Origin of the sequence: Jannaschia helgolandensis (assembly GCF_900109285.1) — a bacterium.
In the GTDB taxonomy this organism is placed as follows: Bacteria; Pseudomonadota; Alphaproteobacteria; order Rhodobacterales; family Rhodobacteraceae; genus Jannaschia; species Jannaschia helgolandensis.
Genome location: NZ_FNZQ01000007.1, coordinates 1 through 16,458, shown reverse-complemented (window position 1 = coordinate 16,458; position 16,458 = coordinate 1). Strand labels below are relative to the sequence as shown.

Annotated in this window: 30 protein-coding genes; 5 read left to right on the top strand and 25 right to left on the bottom strand. The window is 61.6% G+C overall.

Annotated features, from left to right (window positions below; all coding sequences use genetic code 11):
• Positions 1-109 precede the first annotated feature (109 nt).
• Entirely contained in the window at positions 110-898 is a 789-nt protein-coding gene (locus BMY38_RS15245) for a vWA domain-containing protein (RefSeq protein WP_245737644.1), read from the top strand.
• On the opposite strand, the gene BMY38_RS15240 is transcribed toward BMY38_RS15245, so the two are convergent.
• A complete protein-coding gene (locus BMY38_RS15240) occupies positions 895-1,341 on the bottom strand; it encodes an RrF2 family transcriptional regulator (RefSeq protein WP_092764410.1) in 447 nt (148 codons plus the stop codon). The genes BMY38_RS15245 and BMY38_RS15240 overlap by 4 nt on opposite strands.
• 81 nt (positions 1,342-1,422) lie before the next feature.
• Between BMY38_RS15240 and BMY38_RS18215 the strand changes: the two genes are divergently transcribed.
• From BMY38_RS18215 to BMY38_RS15230, 3 genes are all read left to right on the top strand, one after another.
• The gene (locus BMY38_RS18215; RefSeq protein WP_175495910.1) at positions 1,423-1,578 is read left to right on the top strand and encodes a hypothetical protein; all 156 of its coding nucleotides are present in this window, start codon (positions 1,423-1,425) and stop codon (positions 1,576-1,578) included.
• Positions 1,575-1,967, top strand: coding sequence for a group III truncated hemoglobin (locus BMY38_RS15235; protein ID WP_092764408.1), 393 nt, complete (start codon positions 1,575-1,577; stop codon positions 1,965-1,967). Before BMY38_RS18215 ends, BMY38_RS15235 begins: the two co-directional genes overlap by 4 nt.
• Before the next feature lie 199 nt (positions 1,968-2,166).
• Positions 2,167-2,832: a hypothetical protein gene (locus BMY38_RS15230; RefSeq protein ID WP_092764406.1), complete on the top strand. Its 666-nt coding sequence runs from the start codon at positions 2,167-2,169 to the stop codon at positions 2,830-2,832.
• A 104-nt stretch (positions 2,833-2,936) separates the two neighbouring features.
• Here BMY38_RS15230 and rpmD read toward each other — a convergent pair whose 3' ends face one another.
• From rpmD to rpmC, 11 genes are all read right to left on the bottom strand, one after another.
• Complete coding sequence (gene rpmD / locus BMY38_RS15225; RefSeq protein ID WP_092764404.1) at positions 2,937-3,125, bottom strand: 50S ribosomal protein L30; 189 nt, start codon at positions 3,123-3,125, stop codon at positions 2,937-2,939.
• A gap of 3 nt (positions 3,126-3,128) precedes the next feature.
• Positions 3,129-3,725, bottom strand: coding sequence for a 30S ribosomal protein S5 (gene rpsE, locus BMY38_RS15220; protein ID WP_092764402.1), 597 nt, complete (start codon positions 3,723-3,725; stop codon positions 3,129-3,131).
• 105 nt (positions 3,726-3,830) lie between these two features.
• Positions 3,831-4,190, bottom strand: a complete 360-nt coding sequence (gene rplR, locus BMY38_RS15215; RefSeq protein ID WP_092764400.1) for a 50S ribosomal protein L18 — start codon at positions 4,188-4,190, stop codon at positions 3,831-3,833.
• Between the two features lie 11 nt (positions 4,191-4,201).
• The gene (gene rplF / locus BMY38_RS15210) at positions 4,202-4,735 is read right to left on the bottom strand and encodes a 50S ribosomal protein L6 (protein ID WP_092764398.1); all 534 of its coding nucleotides are present in this window, start codon (positions 4,733-4,735) and stop codon (positions 4,202-4,204) included.
• 10 nt (positions 4,736-4,745) lie between these two features.
• Entirely contained in the window at positions 4,746-5,138 is a 393-nt protein-coding gene (rpsH, locus tag BMY38_RS15205) for a 30S ribosomal protein S8 (protein ID WP_092764396.1), read from the bottom strand.
• 12 nt (positions 5,139-5,150) lie between these two features.
• Positions 5,151-5,456, bottom strand: coding sequence for a 30S ribosomal protein S14 (gene rpsN / locus BMY38_RS15200; protein WP_092764394.1), 306 nt, complete (start codon positions 5,454-5,456; stop codon positions 5,151-5,153).
• Positions 5,457-5,466: 10 nt separating this feature from the next.
• Positions 5,467-6,030 carry a 50S ribosomal protein L5 gene (gene rplE, locus BMY38_RS15195; RefSeq protein WP_092764392.1) on the bottom strand — a complete coding sequence of 188 codons (564 nt, stop codon included), beginning with the start codon at positions 6,028-6,030 and terminating at the stop codon, positions 5,467-5,469.
• Positions 6,030-6,335, bottom strand: a complete 306-nt coding sequence (rplX, locus tag BMY38_RS15190; RefSeq protein WP_092764390.1) for a 50S ribosomal protein L24 — start codon at positions 6,333-6,335, stop codon at positions 6,030-6,032. Before rplX ends, rplE begins: the two co-directional genes overlap by 1 nt.
• On the bottom strand, positions 6,335-6,703 hold the full coding sequence (rplN, locus tag BMY38_RS15185) for a 50S ribosomal protein L14 (RefSeq protein WP_092764388.1): 369 nt from the start codon (positions 6,701-6,703) through the stop codon (positions 6,335-6,337). The genes rplX and rplN overlap by 1 nt, the downstream gene beginning before the upstream one ends.
• A 127-nt stretch (positions 6,704-6,830) precedes the next feature.
• On the bottom strand, positions 6,831-7,061 hold the full coding sequence (gene rpsQ / locus BMY38_RS15180) for a 30S ribosomal protein S17 (protein WP_092764386.1): 231 nt from the start codon (positions 7,059-7,061) through the stop codon (positions 6,831-6,833).
• Between the two features lie 4 nt (positions 7,062-7,065).
• Positions 7,066-7,275: a 50S ribosomal protein L29 gene (gene rpmC, locus BMY38_RS15175; RefSeq protein WP_092764384.1), complete on the bottom strand. Its 210-nt coding sequence runs from the start codon at positions 7,273-7,275 to the stop codon at positions 7,066-7,068.
• 168 nt (positions 7,276-7,443) lie between these two features.
• Between rpmC and BMY38_RS15170 the strand changes: the two genes are divergently transcribed.
• A complete protein-coding gene (locus BMY38_RS15170; protein ID WP_092764381.1) occupies positions 7,444-7,671 on the top strand; it encodes a hypothetical protein in 228 nt (75 codons plus the stop codon).
• A gap of 61 nt (positions 7,672-7,732) precedes the next feature.
• On the opposite strand, the gene BMY38_RS15165 is transcribed toward BMY38_RS15170, so the two are convergent.
• The 13 genes from BMY38_RS15165 to BMY38_RS15105 form a co-directional block, all read right to left on the bottom strand.
• Positions 7,733-8,353 (bottom strand): TIGR02466 family protein, encoded by a 621-nt coding sequence (locus BMY38_RS15165; RefSeq protein WP_092764379.1) that lies wholly within the window; start codon positions 8,351-8,353, stop codon positions 7,733-7,735.
• A gap of 158 nt (positions 8,354-8,511) precedes the next feature.
• Positions 8,512-8,925 carry a 50S ribosomal protein L16 gene (gene rplP / locus BMY38_RS15160; protein ID WP_092764377.1) on the bottom strand — a complete coding sequence of 138 codons (414 nt, stop codon included), beginning with the start codon at positions 8,923-8,925 and terminating at the stop codon, positions 8,512-8,514.
• 12 nt (positions 8,926-8,937) lie between these two features.
• On the bottom strand, positions 8,938-9,675 hold the full coding sequence (gene rpsC / locus BMY38_RS15155; RefSeq protein WP_092764374.1) for a 30S ribosomal protein S3: 738 nt from the start codon (positions 9,673-9,675) through the stop codon (positions 8,938-8,940).
• Positions 9,675-10,055, bottom strand: coding sequence for a 50S ribosomal protein L22 (rplV, locus tag BMY38_RS15150; protein ID WP_092764372.1), 381 nt, complete (start codon positions 10,053-10,055; stop codon positions 9,675-9,677). Before rplV ends, rpsC begins: the two co-directional genes overlap by 1 nt.
• A 3-nt stretch (positions 10,056-10,058) precedes the next feature.
• Positions 10,059-10,337, bottom strand: coding sequence for a 30S ribosomal protein S19 (rpsS, locus tag BMY38_RS15145; RefSeq protein WP_092764370.1), 279 nt, complete (start codon positions 10,335-10,337; stop codon positions 10,059-10,061).
• A gap of 1 nt (position 10,338) precedes the next feature.
• On the bottom strand, positions 10,339-11,181 hold the full coding sequence (rplB, locus tag BMY38_RS15140) for a 50S ribosomal protein L2 (protein ID WP_092764367.1): 843 nt from the start codon (positions 11,179-11,181) through the stop codon (positions 10,339-10,341).
• Between the two features lie 305 nt (positions 11,182-11,486).
• Entirely contained in the window at positions 11,487-12,134 is a 648-nt protein-coding gene (locus tag BMY38_RS15135) for a DUF2059 domain-containing protein (RefSeq protein WP_175495909.1), read from the bottom strand.
• A 337-nt stretch (positions 12,135-12,471) separates the two neighbouring features.
• Complete coding sequence (locus BMY38_RS15130) at positions 12,472-12,756, bottom strand: 50S ribosomal protein L23 (RefSeq protein ID WP_092764363.1); 285 nt, start codon at positions 12,754-12,756, stop codon at positions 12,472-12,474.
• On the bottom strand, positions 12,753-13,373 hold the full coding sequence (rplD, locus tag BMY38_RS15125) for a 50S ribosomal protein L4 (RefSeq protein WP_092764361.1): 621 nt from the start codon (positions 13,371-13,373) through the stop codon (positions 12,753-12,755). Before rplD ends, BMY38_RS15130 begins: the two co-directional genes overlap by 4 nt.
• Entirely contained in the window at positions 13,370-14,242 is an 873-nt protein-coding gene (gene rplC, locus BMY38_RS15120) for a 50S ribosomal protein L3 (RefSeq protein ID WP_092764359.1), read from the bottom strand. Before rplC ends, rplD begins: the two co-directional genes overlap by 4 nt.
• A 13-nt stretch (positions 14,243-14,255) precedes the next feature.
• Positions 14,256-14,564 carry a 30S ribosomal protein S10 gene (rpsJ, locus tag BMY38_RS15115; RefSeq protein ID WP_055681395.1) on the bottom strand — a complete coding sequence of 103 codons (309 nt, stop codon included), beginning with the start codon at positions 14,562-14,564 and terminating at the stop codon, positions 14,256-14,258.
• Between the two features lie 191 nt (positions 14,565-14,755).
• Positions 14,756-15,727: a CorA family divalent cation transporter gene (locus BMY38_RS15110; protein ID WP_092764357.1), complete on the bottom strand. Its 972-nt coding sequence runs from the start codon at positions 15,725-15,727 to the stop codon at positions 14,756-14,758.
• A gap of 131 nt (positions 15,728-15,858) precedes the next feature.
• A partial coding sequence (locus tag BMY38_RS15105; RefSeq protein WP_245737643.1) for an EF-Tu C-terminal domain-related protein occupies positions 15,859-16,458 on the bottom strand: 600 nt, incomplete at its 5' end.

The following is a 16,458-nucleotide window of genomic DNA, read 5'->3' as shown; positions in this document are numbered from 1 at the left end:
AGCGCCCCCGAAGCGATGTAGGACGAACACGGCGTTTCTTGATTCTCGGATGTGTCTCAGGACACCGCGCGGCCCTACACCCCACCGGGCCTTCATGCAAGCGTCTGACATGATGCAAACGCTTGCCGGATGCGCCGGACCACGCCACACTCGTCCCATGCGTGCCGCCTTCCTGTTCCTCGCCCTGACCATGCCAGCCGCAGCACAAGCCCCGTGCGCGACCGATGCGATGGTGGTCTTCGACGGTTCCGCCTCCATGGCCGAGATCGGATTCGACACCGGAGCGACCAACCGCATCACCGACGCCCGCGCCGCCATGGCCCGCGTCATGCCCGATGTCGAAAAGGTCCGCCGCATCGGTCTCGTCACCTATGGCCCCGGCCCCGAAGGCTCCTGCGACGGCATCCGTCTGCGTTTTCCCCCCATCAACGCCGCCGCAGCCCAGATGAAAGCCGAACTCGACGCGCTCGAACCCAATGGCCTGACGCCGCTGGCAGCGGCCGTACAGCGCGCGGCGGAGGTTCTGAACTATCGACTGCAACCGGCCATTGTCGTGCTGGTGACGGACGGAAACGAAACCTGCGGCGGCCGCCCCTGCGCCTTGGGTCGCACTCTCGCCGCGACCGCCGCCGATCTGACAATCCACGTCATAGGCTATAAGGCGGAAAGCGACTTCTTCAGCTGGAACAATCCCGAAGCCTCGCAAATTCCCAAGGGCGACACCGTGGCGAAATGCCTGTCAGATGCGACCGGCGGGCGCTTCGTCTCGACGCAGACGGTGGAGGAGTTGGTCGAGGCATTGCAGGAAACGCTTGGGTGCGCGTTGATCGGACAAATACAACCCGCACCAAGGACGAAAAGCGGATCGACCCCGGCAGTAATGCTGGCCCCCAGCTAGCTCGCAACCCCCGCCTCCGGCCACAACTGAAACCGGATGGTGCTGCGGCGAACCGTGATATCCTCAAGCGTATAAGGATCGAGCGCGGCAAAAAACGCCTCCCGCGCTTCTTGCAAAGGCGTGCGCAGCCCACAAGCTGGCAAGATGCGACAGGATTTGTCGCTGCCCATGCATTCCACCACCGGCGTGTCGGCCTTCAGCGCGCGAACCACCTGCCCGACCGTAATTTCCGACGGCTCCCGGGCCAATTGCAGGCCCCCGGATCGACCCCGTTCCGACACCGCGAACCCCGCCTTGACCAGAGCCGACGCGACCTTGGCAATGTGATGCTCCGACAGGCCATAGACCGCCGCGATCTCTGATGCAGGCACCCGGTCCGGCGCACGAACGGTAAGAGCCATCAGGACACGCAACGCATAATCGGTAAATTTATCTAACTGCATGCCCCCTTATTTAGCATTTGTAATGCGTATTAAAAGAGCGCATATAATACGCATAATCTTTACGCAATAAGGGGGCCCGTCATGGTCATCGTCAATGCACTGCTCTGGCCCGGAACGAAAATCTGCGAAGCCATGGGCATCGACCCCGAAAGCGACCAAGGTCTGTTGCGGTCGATGTTCAACATGTTGATCTATCTCACCGTTGCACTGGCGGTCCTGTGGCTCGTCCTGGCATGACCCAGTCGCTGACGCCTGCGGATGTGGACCGGGTGCTGCAGCGGTTCTATGGAGATGTCCGTGCTGACCCCCTGCTCGGCCCGGTATTTGCCAGCCATGTCACCGATTGGGACACACATATCGCCAAGATCGCGGCCTTCTGGCGCAACGCGATTTTCAAGGAGCGCGGCTATTCCGGCAACCCGATGCAGGTTCATATGGCGGCAGGCAACATCGAGCCCCACCATTTCGACCGCTGGCTGGAACTGTTCGACGCCACCCTTGTCGCCACTCTCCCCGCCGATATGGCCGCCGCCTGGAGCCGCCTTGCCCATCGAATTGGGCGTGGCCTGCGATCCGGCATCCTGCTGCAACGCAACCAGAATGGCCCGCCGATCCTGACCGACTAATCGGGGCGCTCAGATCTCCAAAGCGATCCGTGTCGATGCAGACACTCGTCGAACCGCTGCGCTACGCGGTAACGCCTCATAACGTTGGGCGCATTCCCGCCCGCCCATTCTCATCTACATCCAGGCAGGCTGAAAACGCTGCGACATCGGTCTATGTATCCTCCGAACCTTCATTCCACACACTGTCCCGAGGATGCCCATGCAGAAATCACTCGCCGCTGCCGTAACGGTCGCGCTGATCGCGATCGCCCCATCCATCGGCCATGCCGCAGTCTGCGACTACAAGCCCAGCAAACTTTTCGGCAGGGTTGCATCAACGATGACTGACACAGGCGCGGGCACGGTGAGCGCCGATGTGACAAATGCAACGGTCGGGTCCTACTCGCTCATCCATGCCCAGTCCGGGTCGTCGCTGCTGAATCGGGCGGTCACCGGCAGATCGGTTACCGAAACTGTTACGATAGCGTCCGGCGCGTCTGGCATACTCGCAACCCTCGCCTCGATCGCGACGGCACCGGTCACGCTCATCGCGGGTGCCGTCACCGCGGTTGCACTCGGCAGCTATGAAGGAGCCTGCTACTTTTCCGTGGATCGGGTAACCGACAGCGACAAGATTTTGGCCATCCTTCAGGACATGGAACGGACCGCCAACCCGGACTACTTCTGGATGGAAACGCCGGAGGATGCGGACGGACCCATGATTTATGTCCGCGACCTTGAAGACGCCAACAAGCTCAGATCCTACGAAGTGTCGCGCCTCTATATTGCCGACGGCCTGCTGAAGCATAGGGACCTCGCTCTGAACACGACAATCGGCAAAGTCATCTATACCGAACCCGTGCCGGTCGAGGCTCCTGCTGACTGACATGCTGCGGTCCGCTCAATAGACGTAAAAACGCCCCGGACATACCTGGCCGGGGCGTTTCATTCTAACGAGCGGTTCATGCCGAAGCACAGACCAGAAAGGCCTCAGCCCTTCTCCTCGATGATCTTCACCATGTGCGAGATCTTGTTGACCATGCCGCGCACGGAAGGCGTATCTTCCAGTTCGCGTGTGCGGTGCATCTTGTTCAGGCCCAGACCGATCAGCGTTGCGCGCTGGTCGGCGGGGCGGCGGATCGGGGAGCCGACCTGCTTGACCACGATTGTTTTAGCCATGAATCAGGCCTCCTCTGCGACGGGCGCTTGATCGCCGTCGATCTTCGGGCCGTCGTCCTTGCGCAGGATTTCGGCGACCTTCTTGCCGCGACGCTGCGCGACCGACCGGGGGCTCGATTCCTTGGTCAGACCATCCAGCGTTGCCCGGATCATGTTGTAGGGGTTCTGCGAACCGATCGACTTGGACACCACGTCCTTGATGCCCAGCATCTCGAAAACGGCGCGCATCGGGCCACCCGAGATGATACCGGTGCCTTCCGGGGCGGTCCGCATCACGACGCGACCGGCACCGTGGCGACCTTCCATGTCGTGGTGCAGCGTGCGACCGTCGCGCAGGGCGACGCGGATCATCTGACGCTTGGCCTGCTCGGTGGCTTTACGGATGGCCTCGGGGACCTCCTTGGCCTTGCCCTTGCCGAATCCGACGCGGCCCTTTTGGTCACCGACGACGACGAGCGCGGCAAAACCGAAGCGCTTACCACCCTTGACGGTCTTGGAGACACGGTTGATCGCGACCAGACGGTCGGCGAATTCCGGGGTTTCTTCCCGGTCGCGGCCACGGCCTCGGCCGCCCCCACGGTTGTTGTCACGTTCTGCCATGTGGCAATTCCTTCAAGTTTGGGCGGGCGCCCGTAAATGTCGATCCAAGTGGGTAATAACCCCCGGATCATCGAGGGGGCCCATGAAAGGCCCCCTGCAACTGTCTTAGAACTTCAGGCCACCTTCGCGGGCGGCTTCGGCCAGAGCCTTCACCTTTCCGTGGAAAAGGAAGCCGCCACGATCGAAGTAGACGTCTTCGACGCCCGCCTTCTTGGCCCGTTCGGCAATCGCCGTGCCGACCTTGGTCGCCGCGTCGATGTTGTTCTTGCCGACCACGCCCAGGTCCTTTTCGAGCGTCGAGGCGGACGCAAGCGTCTTGCCCTGAACGTCGTCGATCACCTGCACCATGATGTTCTTGTTCGACCGATGAACCGAAAGGCGCGGACGCCCTGCAGCCATCTTGCGAAGCTTGTTCCGGACGCGCAGGCGGCGCTTGAGGAACAGATCCCGTTTGCTGTTTGCCATCTGACTGGTCCTTACTTCTTCTTGCCTTCCTTGCGGAAGATATACTCGCCTTTGTAGCGAATGCCCTTGCCCTTGTAGGGCTCGGGCTTCCGATACTCGCGGATGTTGGCCGCGACTTGACCGACGAGTTGCTGATCGATGCCTTCGACCGTGATTTCGGTCTGCTTGGGAGCAGTCACCGTCACGCCCTCGGGCACTTCATAATTGACGTCATGGCTGTAACCGAGGGCCAGCTTCAGGGTATTTCCCTGCATCTGGGCACGATAGCCGACGCCTGTGATTTCCAGCTCTTTCTTGAAGCCGTCCGAGACGCCGGTGACGAGGTTCGCCACCATGGTCCGGGACATGCCCCATTGCTGGCGGGCGCGTTTGGACTTGCCGCGCGGCTCCACCGAGACACCGTTGTCCGCGACCGAAAGGGTCACGTCATCGGTGGCGGTGAACGAGCGGGTGCCCTTGGGACCCTTGACCGAAATGGTCTGACCCGAGACCGAGGCTTCGACGCCCGAAGGCAGGTCGACGGGTCGTTTGCCGATACGAGACATTATACCCTCCTCAGAATACTGTGCAGAGCACTTCGCCGCCGACATTGGCGTTGCGTGCGTTTGCATCAGACATGACGCCACGGGACGTGGACACGATCGAAACGCCAAGGCCCTGGCGGACCGACGGCAGATCGCCGACGCCCAGATAGACCCGGCGGCCCGGCTTGGAGACCCGCTTCACTTCGCGGATAACCGGCACGCCCTCATAATACTTGAGCGAGATTTCCAGCGTCGGGTGACCGGCGCGGTCGCTCTTGCTCTCATATCCGCGAATATAGCCTTCTTCGGCCAGCACATCGAGGACGTGAGCGCGCAACTTGGACGCGGGGGTGATGACGGTGGACTTGCCACGCATCTGCGCATTGCGGATGCGGGTCAGCATATCACCAATGGGATCATTCATGTGTGTGCTCCCTTACCAGCTGGACTTGACCATGCCGGGGATTTTCCCCTGGCTGGCCAGATCGCGCAGCATGATGCGGCTGAGCTTCAGCTTGCGGTAGTATGCCCGAGGGCGACCGGTCAGCTGGCAGCGATTGTTGAGACGAACGGGCGAGGAGTTGCGGGGCAGTTCCGACAGTTTCAGCCGGGCCTTGAACCGCTCCTCCATGGGCTTGGATTCGTCGTTGGCGATCTCTTTCAGAGAGGCGCGCTTGCTGGCGTATTGCTTCACCAGCCGCTCGCGCTTCTTCTGACGCTCGATCATGGATACTTTTGCCATGTCTATGTCCTCAGCTGTTGAACGGCATGTTGAAGGCCTTGAGCAGCGCCTTCGCCTCTGCATCCGTCTTCGACGTCGTGCAGATGATGATGTCCATGCCCCAGACTTCGTCGACTTTGTCGAAGTTGATCTCGGGGAAGACGATATGCTCCTTCAGGCCCATGGCGTAGTTGCCACGTCCATCGAAGCTCTTGCCGTTCACGCCGCGGAAGTCCCGGATACGGGGCATTGCGACTGTGATCAGACGATCCAGGAATTCGTACATCCGGGCGCCGCGCAGCGTGACTTTCGTGCCCAAAGGCATGTCTTCACGAACGCGGAAACCGGCGATCGACTTCTTGGCCTTGGTGATGACAGCCTGCTGACCGGCGATCGTCGTCAGGTCGTCCTGCGCCGATTTGGCCTTCTTGCTGTCACGCACCGCTTCGGCACCGCAGCCGATGTTCAGGACGATCTTGTCCAGACGCGGGATCTGCATGTCGTTCTTGTAGCCGAACTCTTCCTTCATCGCGGGACGCACGGTCTCGCGATAAACGGAGAGAAGCCGGGGGGTGTAGTTGGCTTGGTCCAGCATCAGATCACGTCTCCCGTGGTCTTGGCGAAGCGCACCTTCTTGTCGTCTTCCATGCGGAAGCCGACGCGGGTGGCTTTGCCGTTTGCGTCCAGCAGGCCAAGGTTCGACAGGTCGATCGGAAGCGACTTGGGGATCCGGCCGCCCTGGGCCGCCTGGCTTTGACGGGTGTGGCGAATGGCCATGTTCACACCGTCCACGACGGCCTTGCCGGCCTTGGGGTCGACGGAGACGATCTCGCCTTCCTTGCCCTTGTCACGGCCCGACAACACGATGACCTTGTCACCCTTGCGGAGTTTGGCAGCCATTACAGCACCTCCGGCGCGAGCGAGATGATCTTCATGAAGTTCTTCGCGCGCAGCTCGCGAACCACCGGCCCGAAGATACGGGTGCCGATCGGCTCGTTGTTGTTGTTGAGGATCACGGCCGCGTTGCGGTCGAAGCGGATGGCGGTGCCGTCGTCACGACGGACTTCCTTGGCGGTGCGAACGACGACGGCCTTGCGGACGTCCCCCTTCTTGACGCGACCGCGCGGGATGGCTTCCTTGACCGACACCACGATGATGTCGCCCACGGAGGCATACCGGCGATGCGACCCGCCCAGGACCTTGATGCACTGAACACGGCGAGCGCCGCTGTTGTCAGCTACATCCAGGTTGGTTTGCATCTGGATCATTGGTTTCTCCCGACCTTTGGGGCGGCGATGCGTGCCGTGCTCCCCAGGGTTTCGTTATGTCTCGGCACGCCCATCATCGGGCGGACCGCGGATCACTGCCCGTCATTTGTCCCGTATGGGAAAATGACTATTCGGCAATGACTTCCCACCGCTTGGTCTTGGACCGGGGCGGGCATTCCTGAATGCGCACGACGTCACCGACCTTGTACTGGTTGGTCTCGTCATGGGCACGGTACTTCTTCGACTTCCGGACCGTCTTGTGCAGCAGCGGGTGCTTGAAGCGACGCTCGATCGAAACCGTGACGGTCTGCTCGTTCTGCGAGGACGTCACGACGCCCGAGAGGATGCGTTTGGGCATGGGCTCAGGCCTCCGATTTGGCGGCGTCTGCCGCTTTCTGGTTCAGAATGGTATTCACACGGGCAATGGACCGCTTGACGGTCCGCACGCGCGCGGTGTTCTCAAGCTGGCTGGTCGCAGCCTGAAAGCGGAGGTTGAACGCCTCTTTCTTTAGGTTGGTCAGTTCGGTGCGCAGCTCATCGGGGGTCTTGCCCCGCAGTTCAGTGGCGTTCATCGCCTGTTCCTTTGCAACATCACCGGAGGGCCCCTCGCGGGTAACCCTGATTCCGGTGGAGATCATCGGTAGAAGGGGCCGCATAGACGAGGAGTCGGGGGTTGGCAAGGGGGTTAGTGTCAGCAAGCTGCTAAGCGAGCATCACTGATCGGAAGTACGGAGCATCCAATGAGTTCGGAAGAACCTCATGACGTTTGGCTTAACTTTCTTAACCCTTTGGGGATGAAACAGAAGTTAACGAAAGCTAGCCTCTTCATCGCGGCCTATGAAATGTTTGCTGATGACACCGTGGAGCGTCTCAAAGCATTCTTCTCCACAACATGGGAGGCAGAGAAAGGATGGCAGGAGTCTGAGAGATACCAGAGTAACGTCCGTAACCTTGATCCGTTACCCTGAGCTCCGCCCGTTCGGCCCTCAAACGCTCCCCCGGAGCGTTTGCCACTTCGCGGATCGGGCCTCACACCCACCCGTAATTGAAACTCACCGATACCCGGTCCTCCTCGGACATGTTCATCGGCACCTCATGCCGCAGCCACGACTCCCACAGCAGCACCTCCCCCACCTCCGGCTTTTCATAGGCAAACGTCCGCAGCTTGCGCCGCGCGTCCGTCTTCCGGACCGGAGCCGCCATCATCATCGGCAGGCGCGGGTCCTCGAACTTGATGGCGCTCGTGTCACTGGGCATCGCCACATAGGTCGTGCCCGAGATCACCGAATGCGGGTGCAGGTGCCCGGTGTGGATGCCGCCATAGGGCAGGATGTTGATCCACATCGAGTCGAGCGTCAGCTTCTTGCCCGCCAGATCGAACTCCAGATCCTCGGCGAAGGCGGCGACATGCCTGTCCAGCGATTTGACCAGCGTTTTGAAGATCGGGAACCGCCAGCCGAGGTCGGTCAGCGATGCGTAGCTGGTATAGCCGGGAAAGTCGTTCTCTTCGCACCACGCCTGCCCGGCCGCGTCGTCCTCGGCGATCGACAGGCAAGATGTTTCCAACTCCTGCGGATCGATCTTTGGGGCATGTTCTGAAAGTGCCGCGCGGTAGATGCGCGTGACGAAAAGGGAGGAGATATCGGGCAACGGAAAACCTCGTGGGAACGGGCGGACACCGGGTGTCAGATTGAAAAAACCCCCGCCGGTTGTCCAGCGGGGGTTCTGTAAGTTGCGAGGGCTTGGGGTCCGGAAAGTTTGCGAGCGAACTGCCTACACCCCGCAGGAAAGATCGTTAGCGCAAAGCGCTACCAATCCTCCCGCACCACGGTCCGTGTCTTGATCGGCAGTTTCATCGCCGCCAGACGCAGGGCTTCCCGCGCCGTGGCTTCGTTTACGCCGTCGATCTCGAACATGATCCGGCCAGGCTTGACCTTGCAGGCCCAGTAATCGACCGAACCCTTACCCTTACCCATCCGGACTTCGGTGGGTTTGGACGTGACGGGCACGTCCGGGAAGATCCGGATCCAGACCCGGCCCTGACGCTTCATGTGACGCGTCATGGCCCGGCGGGCGGCTTCGATCTGGCGCGCGGTGACACGCTCCGGCTGGATCGCTTTCAGGCCGTAGGTGCCGAAGTTCAGGTCAGACCCGCCCTTCGCTTCACCCTTGATCGAGCCTTTGAACTGCTTGCGGAACTTCGTCCGTTTCGGTTGCAACATGGGTTCTACTCCTTACCGGCGCGGACCGCGGGGACCGCGATCGTCACGACGGCCTCCGGCGCCACGGGGGGCAGGACCGTCCTGCAGTTCCTGGGCTTTGCGATCACGAGCCGACGGGTCGTGCTCCATGATCTCGCCTTTAAAGATCCACACCTTGATCCCGATAATACCATAGGGGGTCACGGCTTCGATGCCGGCATAGTCGATGTCGGCGCGCAGTGTGTGCAGAGGCACGCGACCTTCACGGTACCACTCGGTCCGTGCGATTTCCGCACCACCGAGACGACCGGCCAGATTCACACGGATGCCCAGGGCCCCCATGCGCATGGCGTTCTGCACCGAACGCTTCATGGCGCGGCGGAACGAAACCCGGCGCTCCAGCTGCTGGGCGATGCTTTCGCCAACCAAAGCCGCGTCCAGTTCCGGCTTGCGGACCTCGACGATGTTCAGGTGCAGTTCCGAGTCGGTCAACGCGGCCAGCTTCTTGCGAAGCACCTCGATGTCCGCACCCTTCTTGCCGATGATCACACCCGGACGGGCCGTATGGATCGTCACGCGGCACTTCTTGTGCGGACGCTCGATGATGACGCGGCTGATGCCGGCCTGCTTGCACTCTTCCTCGATGAACTCGCGCATACGCAGGTCCTCAAGCAGAAGATTGCCGTAGTCCTTCGTGTCGGCGTACCAACGGCTGTCCCAGGTGCGATTGACCTGAAGCCGCATGCCGATCGGGTTGACTTTGTTACCCATCAGGCTTGCTCCTCTACCTGGCGAACGATGATCGTAAGTTCCGCGAACGGCTTGGTGATCTTGCCGAACCGGCCACGGGCCCGCGGACGGCCCCGCTTCATCGTCAGGTTCTTGCCGACCCAGGACTCGGCTACGATCAGCGCATCAACATCCAGGTTATGGTTGTTTTCCGCGTTGGCGATGGCCGACTGGAGGCACTTGCGCACGTCGATGGCGATCCGCTTCTTGGAGAAGGTCAGATCGGCGATTGCCTTCTCGACCTTCTTGCCACGGATCATCGAGGCAACGAGGTTCAGCTTCTGCGGGCTGGTGCGCAGCGACCGCAACTTGGCCATGGCTTCGTTGTCAGCCACGCGGCGGGGATTTTTTTCCTTGCCCATGACTTATTTCCTCTTGGCTTTTTTGTCGGCGGCGTGACCGTAGTAGGTGCGCGTCGGTGAATACTCACCGAACTTCTGACCGATCATGTCCTCGGTGATGTTCACCGGGATATGCTTGTGGCCATTGTAGACGCCAAAGGTGAGGCCGACGAATTGCGGCAGGATGGTGGACCGGCGCGACCAGATCTTGATCACGTCGTTGCGGCCGCCTTCGCGGGCAACTTCGGCCTTCTTCAGGACGTGGGCGTCGACAAACGGCCCTTTCCATACGGAACGGCTCATATCAGCGGCCTTTCTTCTTGGCGTGACGCGATCTCAGGATCAGCTTCGACGACGCCTTGTTCTTGTTGCGGGTGCGCGCACCCTTTGTCGGCTTGCCCCAGGGCGTGACCGGGTGACGACCACCCGAGGTCCGGCCTTCGCCACCACCATGCGGGTGGTCGATCGGGTTCATGACCACACCGCGCACGGACGGGCGGATGCCCTTGTGACGGTTGCGGCCCGCTTTACCGAGGTTCTGGTTCGAGTTGTCGGGGTTCGAGACCGCGCCAACCGTCGCCATGCATTCCTGACGCACCAGACGCAGCTCGCCCGAGGACAAACGGATCTGCGCATAGCCACCGTCACGACCGACGAACTGGGCATAGGTGCCCGCGGCGCGTGCGATCTGACCGCCCTTGCCGGGCTTCAGCTCGATGTTGTGGATGATCGTACCGATCGGCATGCCCTGAAACGGCATCGCGTTGCCGGGCTTGATGTCGGCCTTGGCCGAGGCCACGACGCGATCGCCGACCGCGAGACGCTGGGGCGCCAGGATATAGGCCTGCTCCCCGTCGGTGTAGCGGATCAGGGCGATGAAGGCGGTCCGGTTCGGATCGTATTCGATCCGTTCGACATTCGCCTGAACGTCCAGCTTGTTACGTTTGAAATCGACGATCCGATAGAGACGCTTGGCGCCCCCGCCCTTGCGGCGCATCGTGATCCGTCCGGTGTTGTTCCGTCCGCCATTCTTGGTCAATCCCTCGACGAGGGCCTTGACCGGGCGGCCTTTCCAGAGCTCCGAACGGTCGATCAGAACCAGCCCACGCTGGCCCGGCGTCGTCGGCTTATACGACTTGAGTGCCATGTTACCTGTCTTCCGTTTTGCATAACGGTGGGTTTCCCCACCGTAGGTATAGGGCCCCGAAGGTCCCCGGTGATCTGTCCGCGCAGGCCTGGGCCGGAGCGAACAACGTCAAAGCCCCGGACGAATCCGGGGCCTGCCGATGGGGCGGTTTAGGAGGGGTGGGGAGTGGGGTCAAGGGCTGGCGGGGGAGGTTTTAGGCGCGGCGGATTTCACGGGTGATGCGCGGGTGATCTACGGGTGATCTGGGTCGGACACAATTGTTGGAAAAATGTGTTGCGTGTTGACGTGGTCGGCGTGTGACGAGTTTAGCCGCAGGACAGTTCAGACACCGTCTGGCCGGAAGCGGAACGCAGGTCCTTGATGATTTCATCCCGCATGAAGAGGTTAGGAAACGCTACGAGATCCGGATCTTCGAGAATGCAAAGCAAAGCCTGAACCTCGATTTCCTGCGGTGACTGCGCCGCTCGAAAGTAAGTTCCAAAGATTGTAAATCCAAGCGCCATAGTCAACCCCCACACATCACTTTCCAAAGCCTGCCACGATGGACCAGCCTTGAATGCCTCGAAATTGGAGCGCTCGTTTGGTGTCAGAACAGCCGTGACGATCTCGGGCGGGATGACTGACAAGCTGGCCGGCGCGGTCATTTCTATCTCGCCGGGCTGGGCGAATGACTGGCCGGCATGGACGATTGAAAGCACCATCTCTCCGGCGGGTGATCGATAGAACTCGGCAAGTTCATCAAGCTGTTCCGGGGAAAGCTCCTCGACGTAAGTCTTCACGAGTCGATCGCGCAGATCTGCGAGGCTGGACTCTACCATGTCGTCAGGAATCGCCAAAGCGGCTGCGGCTTGGTCAACCATCGTGCCCCCCAACTCTCCGATACGTTTGCGATAATGTCGAACAAGGATAGATTTCTGTCCCACGAGAAATTGACGAACTTCAAGATCGCTCATTTGGACATTCACTAGGTAGCGCGCGTCTTCGAGGGGTGTCGCACCCGCGCCATGACCCGGCACAAGCATCATGAACCCTGCAATCAATCCAACTAGGAATCGGTCGGTTTGGGCAATCCTTGATATCTTCATGAAATGGTGTAACGGCACTCAGCTCGCCTTTCGTACATCGACAGTCTTCGGGTTCACCTTCTCAATGAAATTTGGCCATTCTTGGACCAGACCCACAACAACATCTGTCCAGTCGACCATCACCGAAGACGAAAAAGCCCCGCTGTCGCCAGCGGGGCCTCTCATTCTTTCGACCGATGGGCATATGATGCCCACCCACCAAACCTTACAGCCCGGTGGTCACATCGATGGTGTTGCCCGGCTCGAGCGTGACGTAGGCTTTCTTCACGTCCTTGCGGCGGCCCAACTGGCCCCGGAAACGCTTGGTCTTGCCCTTGGTGATGGACGTATTCACGGCCTTCACCTTCACGCCGAACAGTTCTTCGACCGCCGATTTGATCTGCGGCTTGTTCGCGTCGATGGACACTTCGAAGACCACTGCGCCCGCTTCGGACGCCATGGTGGCCTTTTCGGTGATGATCGGTTTGCGGATCACGTCATAGGTGTTCATTTCAACCGAGCCTCCAGAGCTTCGACACCCGCCTTGGTGATAACGAGCGTATCACGCTTGAGGATGTCCATGACGTTCGCGCCCATCGTCGGCAGAACGTCCACGTTGCCGAGGTTGCGCGCGGCCTGCGCGAAATCCTCGTTGACTGTCGCGCCGTCGATGATCAGCGCGCGCTTCCAGCCCAGATTGCCCATCTGCTTGGCCAGTGCCGAGGTCTTGGCATTGGCCAGCGTCAGATCGTCCAGGATGACCAGCTTGCCGGCCTGTGCCTTGGACGACAGGGCGTGCATCAGGCCCATGCGGCGGACCTTCTTGGTCAGCTCGTGGCCATGGCTACGGGGCGTCGGGCCTTTGTAGACACCGCCGCCGCGGAAGATCGGCGCCTTGCGGGAACCGTGGCGTGCGCCGCCGGACCCCTTCTGACGAACGATCTTCTTGGTTGAATACTTGACCTCGGTACGGGTTTTGACCTTGTGGGTTCCGGCCTGCGCCTTGTTCCGCTGCCAGCGGACGACCCGGTACAGGATGTCGCGGCGCGGCTCCTGACCGAAAATGTCGTCGCTCAGCTCGACGGAACCGGCTTTGCCGCCGTCCAGGGTGATGACATCGAGTTTCATGCGTCATCTTCCTTCTTCTCGGCGTCCGAATTGTCCGTATCTGCGGACTCGTCGGAGATTTCAGCTTCCGCGGCTTTCAGCGCGGCTTCCTCGGCGGCGGCCTGTTCGGCGGCCTGCGCCTCCTCGGCGGCCTTGGCTTCGGCTTCGGCGGCGGCAGCGGCTTCCTCAGCGGCTTTCTGTGCTTCCCGCTTGGAAGACAGAAGCGCAGCGGGAACGATGGCACTCTCGGGGAACGGCTTCTTCACAGCATCCTTGATCGTGACCCATCCGCCCTTGGAGCCGGGAACGGCGCCCTTGACCATGATCAGGCCACGGTCGGTGTCGGTCTTGATGACCTGCAGGTTCTGCGTGGTGACACGGGCGGCCCCCATGTGACCGGCCATCTTCTTGCCCTTGAACACCTTGCCGGGGTCCTGACACTGGCCGGTGGAGCCGTGCGACCGGTGGCTGATCGACACGCCGTGCGTGGCGCGCAAACCGCCGAAGTTCCAGCGCTTCATGGCACCGGCAAACCCCTTACCGATCGAGGTGCCCGACACGTCGACGAACTGACCTTCGAAGTAATGGTCGGCGATGATTTCCTCGCCCACTTCGATCATGGCGTCCGCATCGACGCGGAATTCCACGATCTTGCGCTTGGGTTCGACGTTGGCGGCCTTGAAGACGCCGCGCATCGCCTGGCTGGTGCGCTTGGCCTTGGCGGCGCCGGCACCCAGTTGCACGGCCGTATAGCCATGCGATGTATCCGTGCGTTGGCCGATGACCTGAAGGCCATCGAGTTGCAGCACTGTGACGGGGATCTGTTTCCCGTCTTCCTGGAAGATGCGGGTCATGCCCACCTTCTTCGCGATCACTCCGGAACGCAGCATAGTCGTGCCCTCCTCAGACCGAGATCTGGACGTCGACGCCAGCGGCCAGGTCGAGCTTCATCAGCGCGTCCACGGTCTGCGGGGTCGGGTCAACGATGTCGAGCATCCGCTTGTGCGTGCGGATTTCCCACTGGTCGCGCGACTTCTTGTCGATATGCGGGCCGCGCAGGACGGTGAACTTCTCGATCTTGTTCGGGAGCGGGATCGGGCCGCGCACCTGCGCGCCGGTCCGTTTGGCCGTGGCCACGATCTCGGCAGTGCTGGCATCCAGCACGCGATAATCGAACGCCTTGAGCCGGATACGGATATTCTGGCTTTTCATGTCATTCGCCTGACAAGCCGCCACGTCCCGGAGTCCGGGGGGCGGTCATTTGAGTTGAGAGGAGGAGATCGGACCACCCGGCCCCCTCGTCGAACCCATACGAACAGGGGGACGCATCGCATCCCCGTTCGTGGAGCGCGGCGAATAGCCCGAGTCGGGTCGCACCGCAACCCCCCGCGCCTGCCTATTTTCTAAAGCCAGCGCATCCGCCAGAGGATCAGACCGAGCCCGCCGAAGACCCCGGCAAGCAACCCGACGAATATCCAGAACGCCACGGGGCTTCCGGCCCCCGGAATGCCGCCCAGATTGACACCCATCAATCCGGTCAGGAACCCCAGCGGCAGAAACAGGACCGACACGATGGACAGGATGTAAAGCTGCCGGTTCAGGCGTTCGGCCTGCGCACCGGCGATGCCTTCGCGCGCCAGCACAAGCCGCTGGATCAGCAGGTCCAGTTCCTCGACCGCGCGGACGTGGCGGTCGTGCAACTCGGCCAGACGCCGCCGTTCGCCCTTGGGCACAAGGTCCAACAGGCGCAGCGCCTCCAGCGCGTCGCGTTGAGGGGAAACGTGACGGCGCAGACCCAGCACCGCACGGCGCAGCCGGGTCGCTTCCTGACGTTCGTCTTCGGTCGGGCGACCATCGTCCAGCGCATCTTCCAGAGTGTCTGTCGCGCGGGTCAGAATGTCGACGGTAGTATCAATCCGCTCGGCGATGATTTCGACAAGATCGTGCAGGAAGGCGCCCGTCGTGACGGCCCCCGTTCCCGAAGCGATCCTTTCGGACTGAACGGTCAGCGCGCCGACTGGCCGACGTGACAGGCTGATCACCATCCGTGCGTCGACATACAGGCGCAGCGACGGCATGTCGCCGCCATCCTCGATGGTGTCATCGGGGACATCGCGCAGCAGGATCATCGCGCCCTGCCCGACATGGACCGAACGCGGCCGTGTCCCGGCTCCCGTCAGGGCCTGCACCGTCGATGGGTCGAGTTCGGGAAGAACGCGGGCAAGCCAGGTCTGCGCGTCGGCGACATCTTCGGGTTCCGCGGACAGATGGGCCCAGGCCAGATCGCTGGACAGACAGGCGGATTCCAGCGCCGCGCCGGAAAGGCGTTCCCCGCGGCGGGGTGCGGAAAGAGTATATCCGTACAGGGCTGTCATGCGGGTGGATCGTTACCATCAGGGCTGCGCGACGCAAGTGTCATCGCCGTCAGCGAAAAACGGCCGCCTTTTGGGACGGCCGTTTGTTATCGGGTCGGTGACGCAATCGCGTTGTCCTGGTGTTCCGACGATTACTCGGTAATCTTCGACACCACGCCCGCGCCGACCGTGCGGCCGCCTTCGCGGATCGCGAAGCGCAGGCCCTGCTCCATCGCGATCGGCGCGATCAGCTCGACCCCGAAGGATACGTTGTCGCCCGGCATCACCATCTCCGTGCCCTCGGCCAGCTGAACCGTGCCGGTCACATCCGTCGTCCGGAAGTAGAACTGCGGCCGGTAGTTGGCGAAGAACGGCGTGTGACGGCCACCCTCTTCCTTGGTCAGGATATAGGCCTCGGCCTCGAACTTCGTGTGCGGCTTCACCGAGCCGGGCTTGCACAGCACCTGCCCGCGCTCGACACCTTCACGATCGACACCGCGCAAGAGCGCGCCGATGTTGTCGCCCGCCTCACCGCGATCCAGCAGCTTGCGGAACATCTCGACGCCCGTGCAGGTCGTCTTCTTGGTGTCGCGGATGCCGACGATCTCGATCTCGTCGCCGACGTTGATCACGCCGCGCTCGACACGCCCCGTGACAACCGTACCGCGACCCGAGATCGAGAACACGTCCTCGACCGGCATCAGGAACGGCTGGTCCACGGCACGCTCGGGCGTCGGGATGTACTCGTCGAC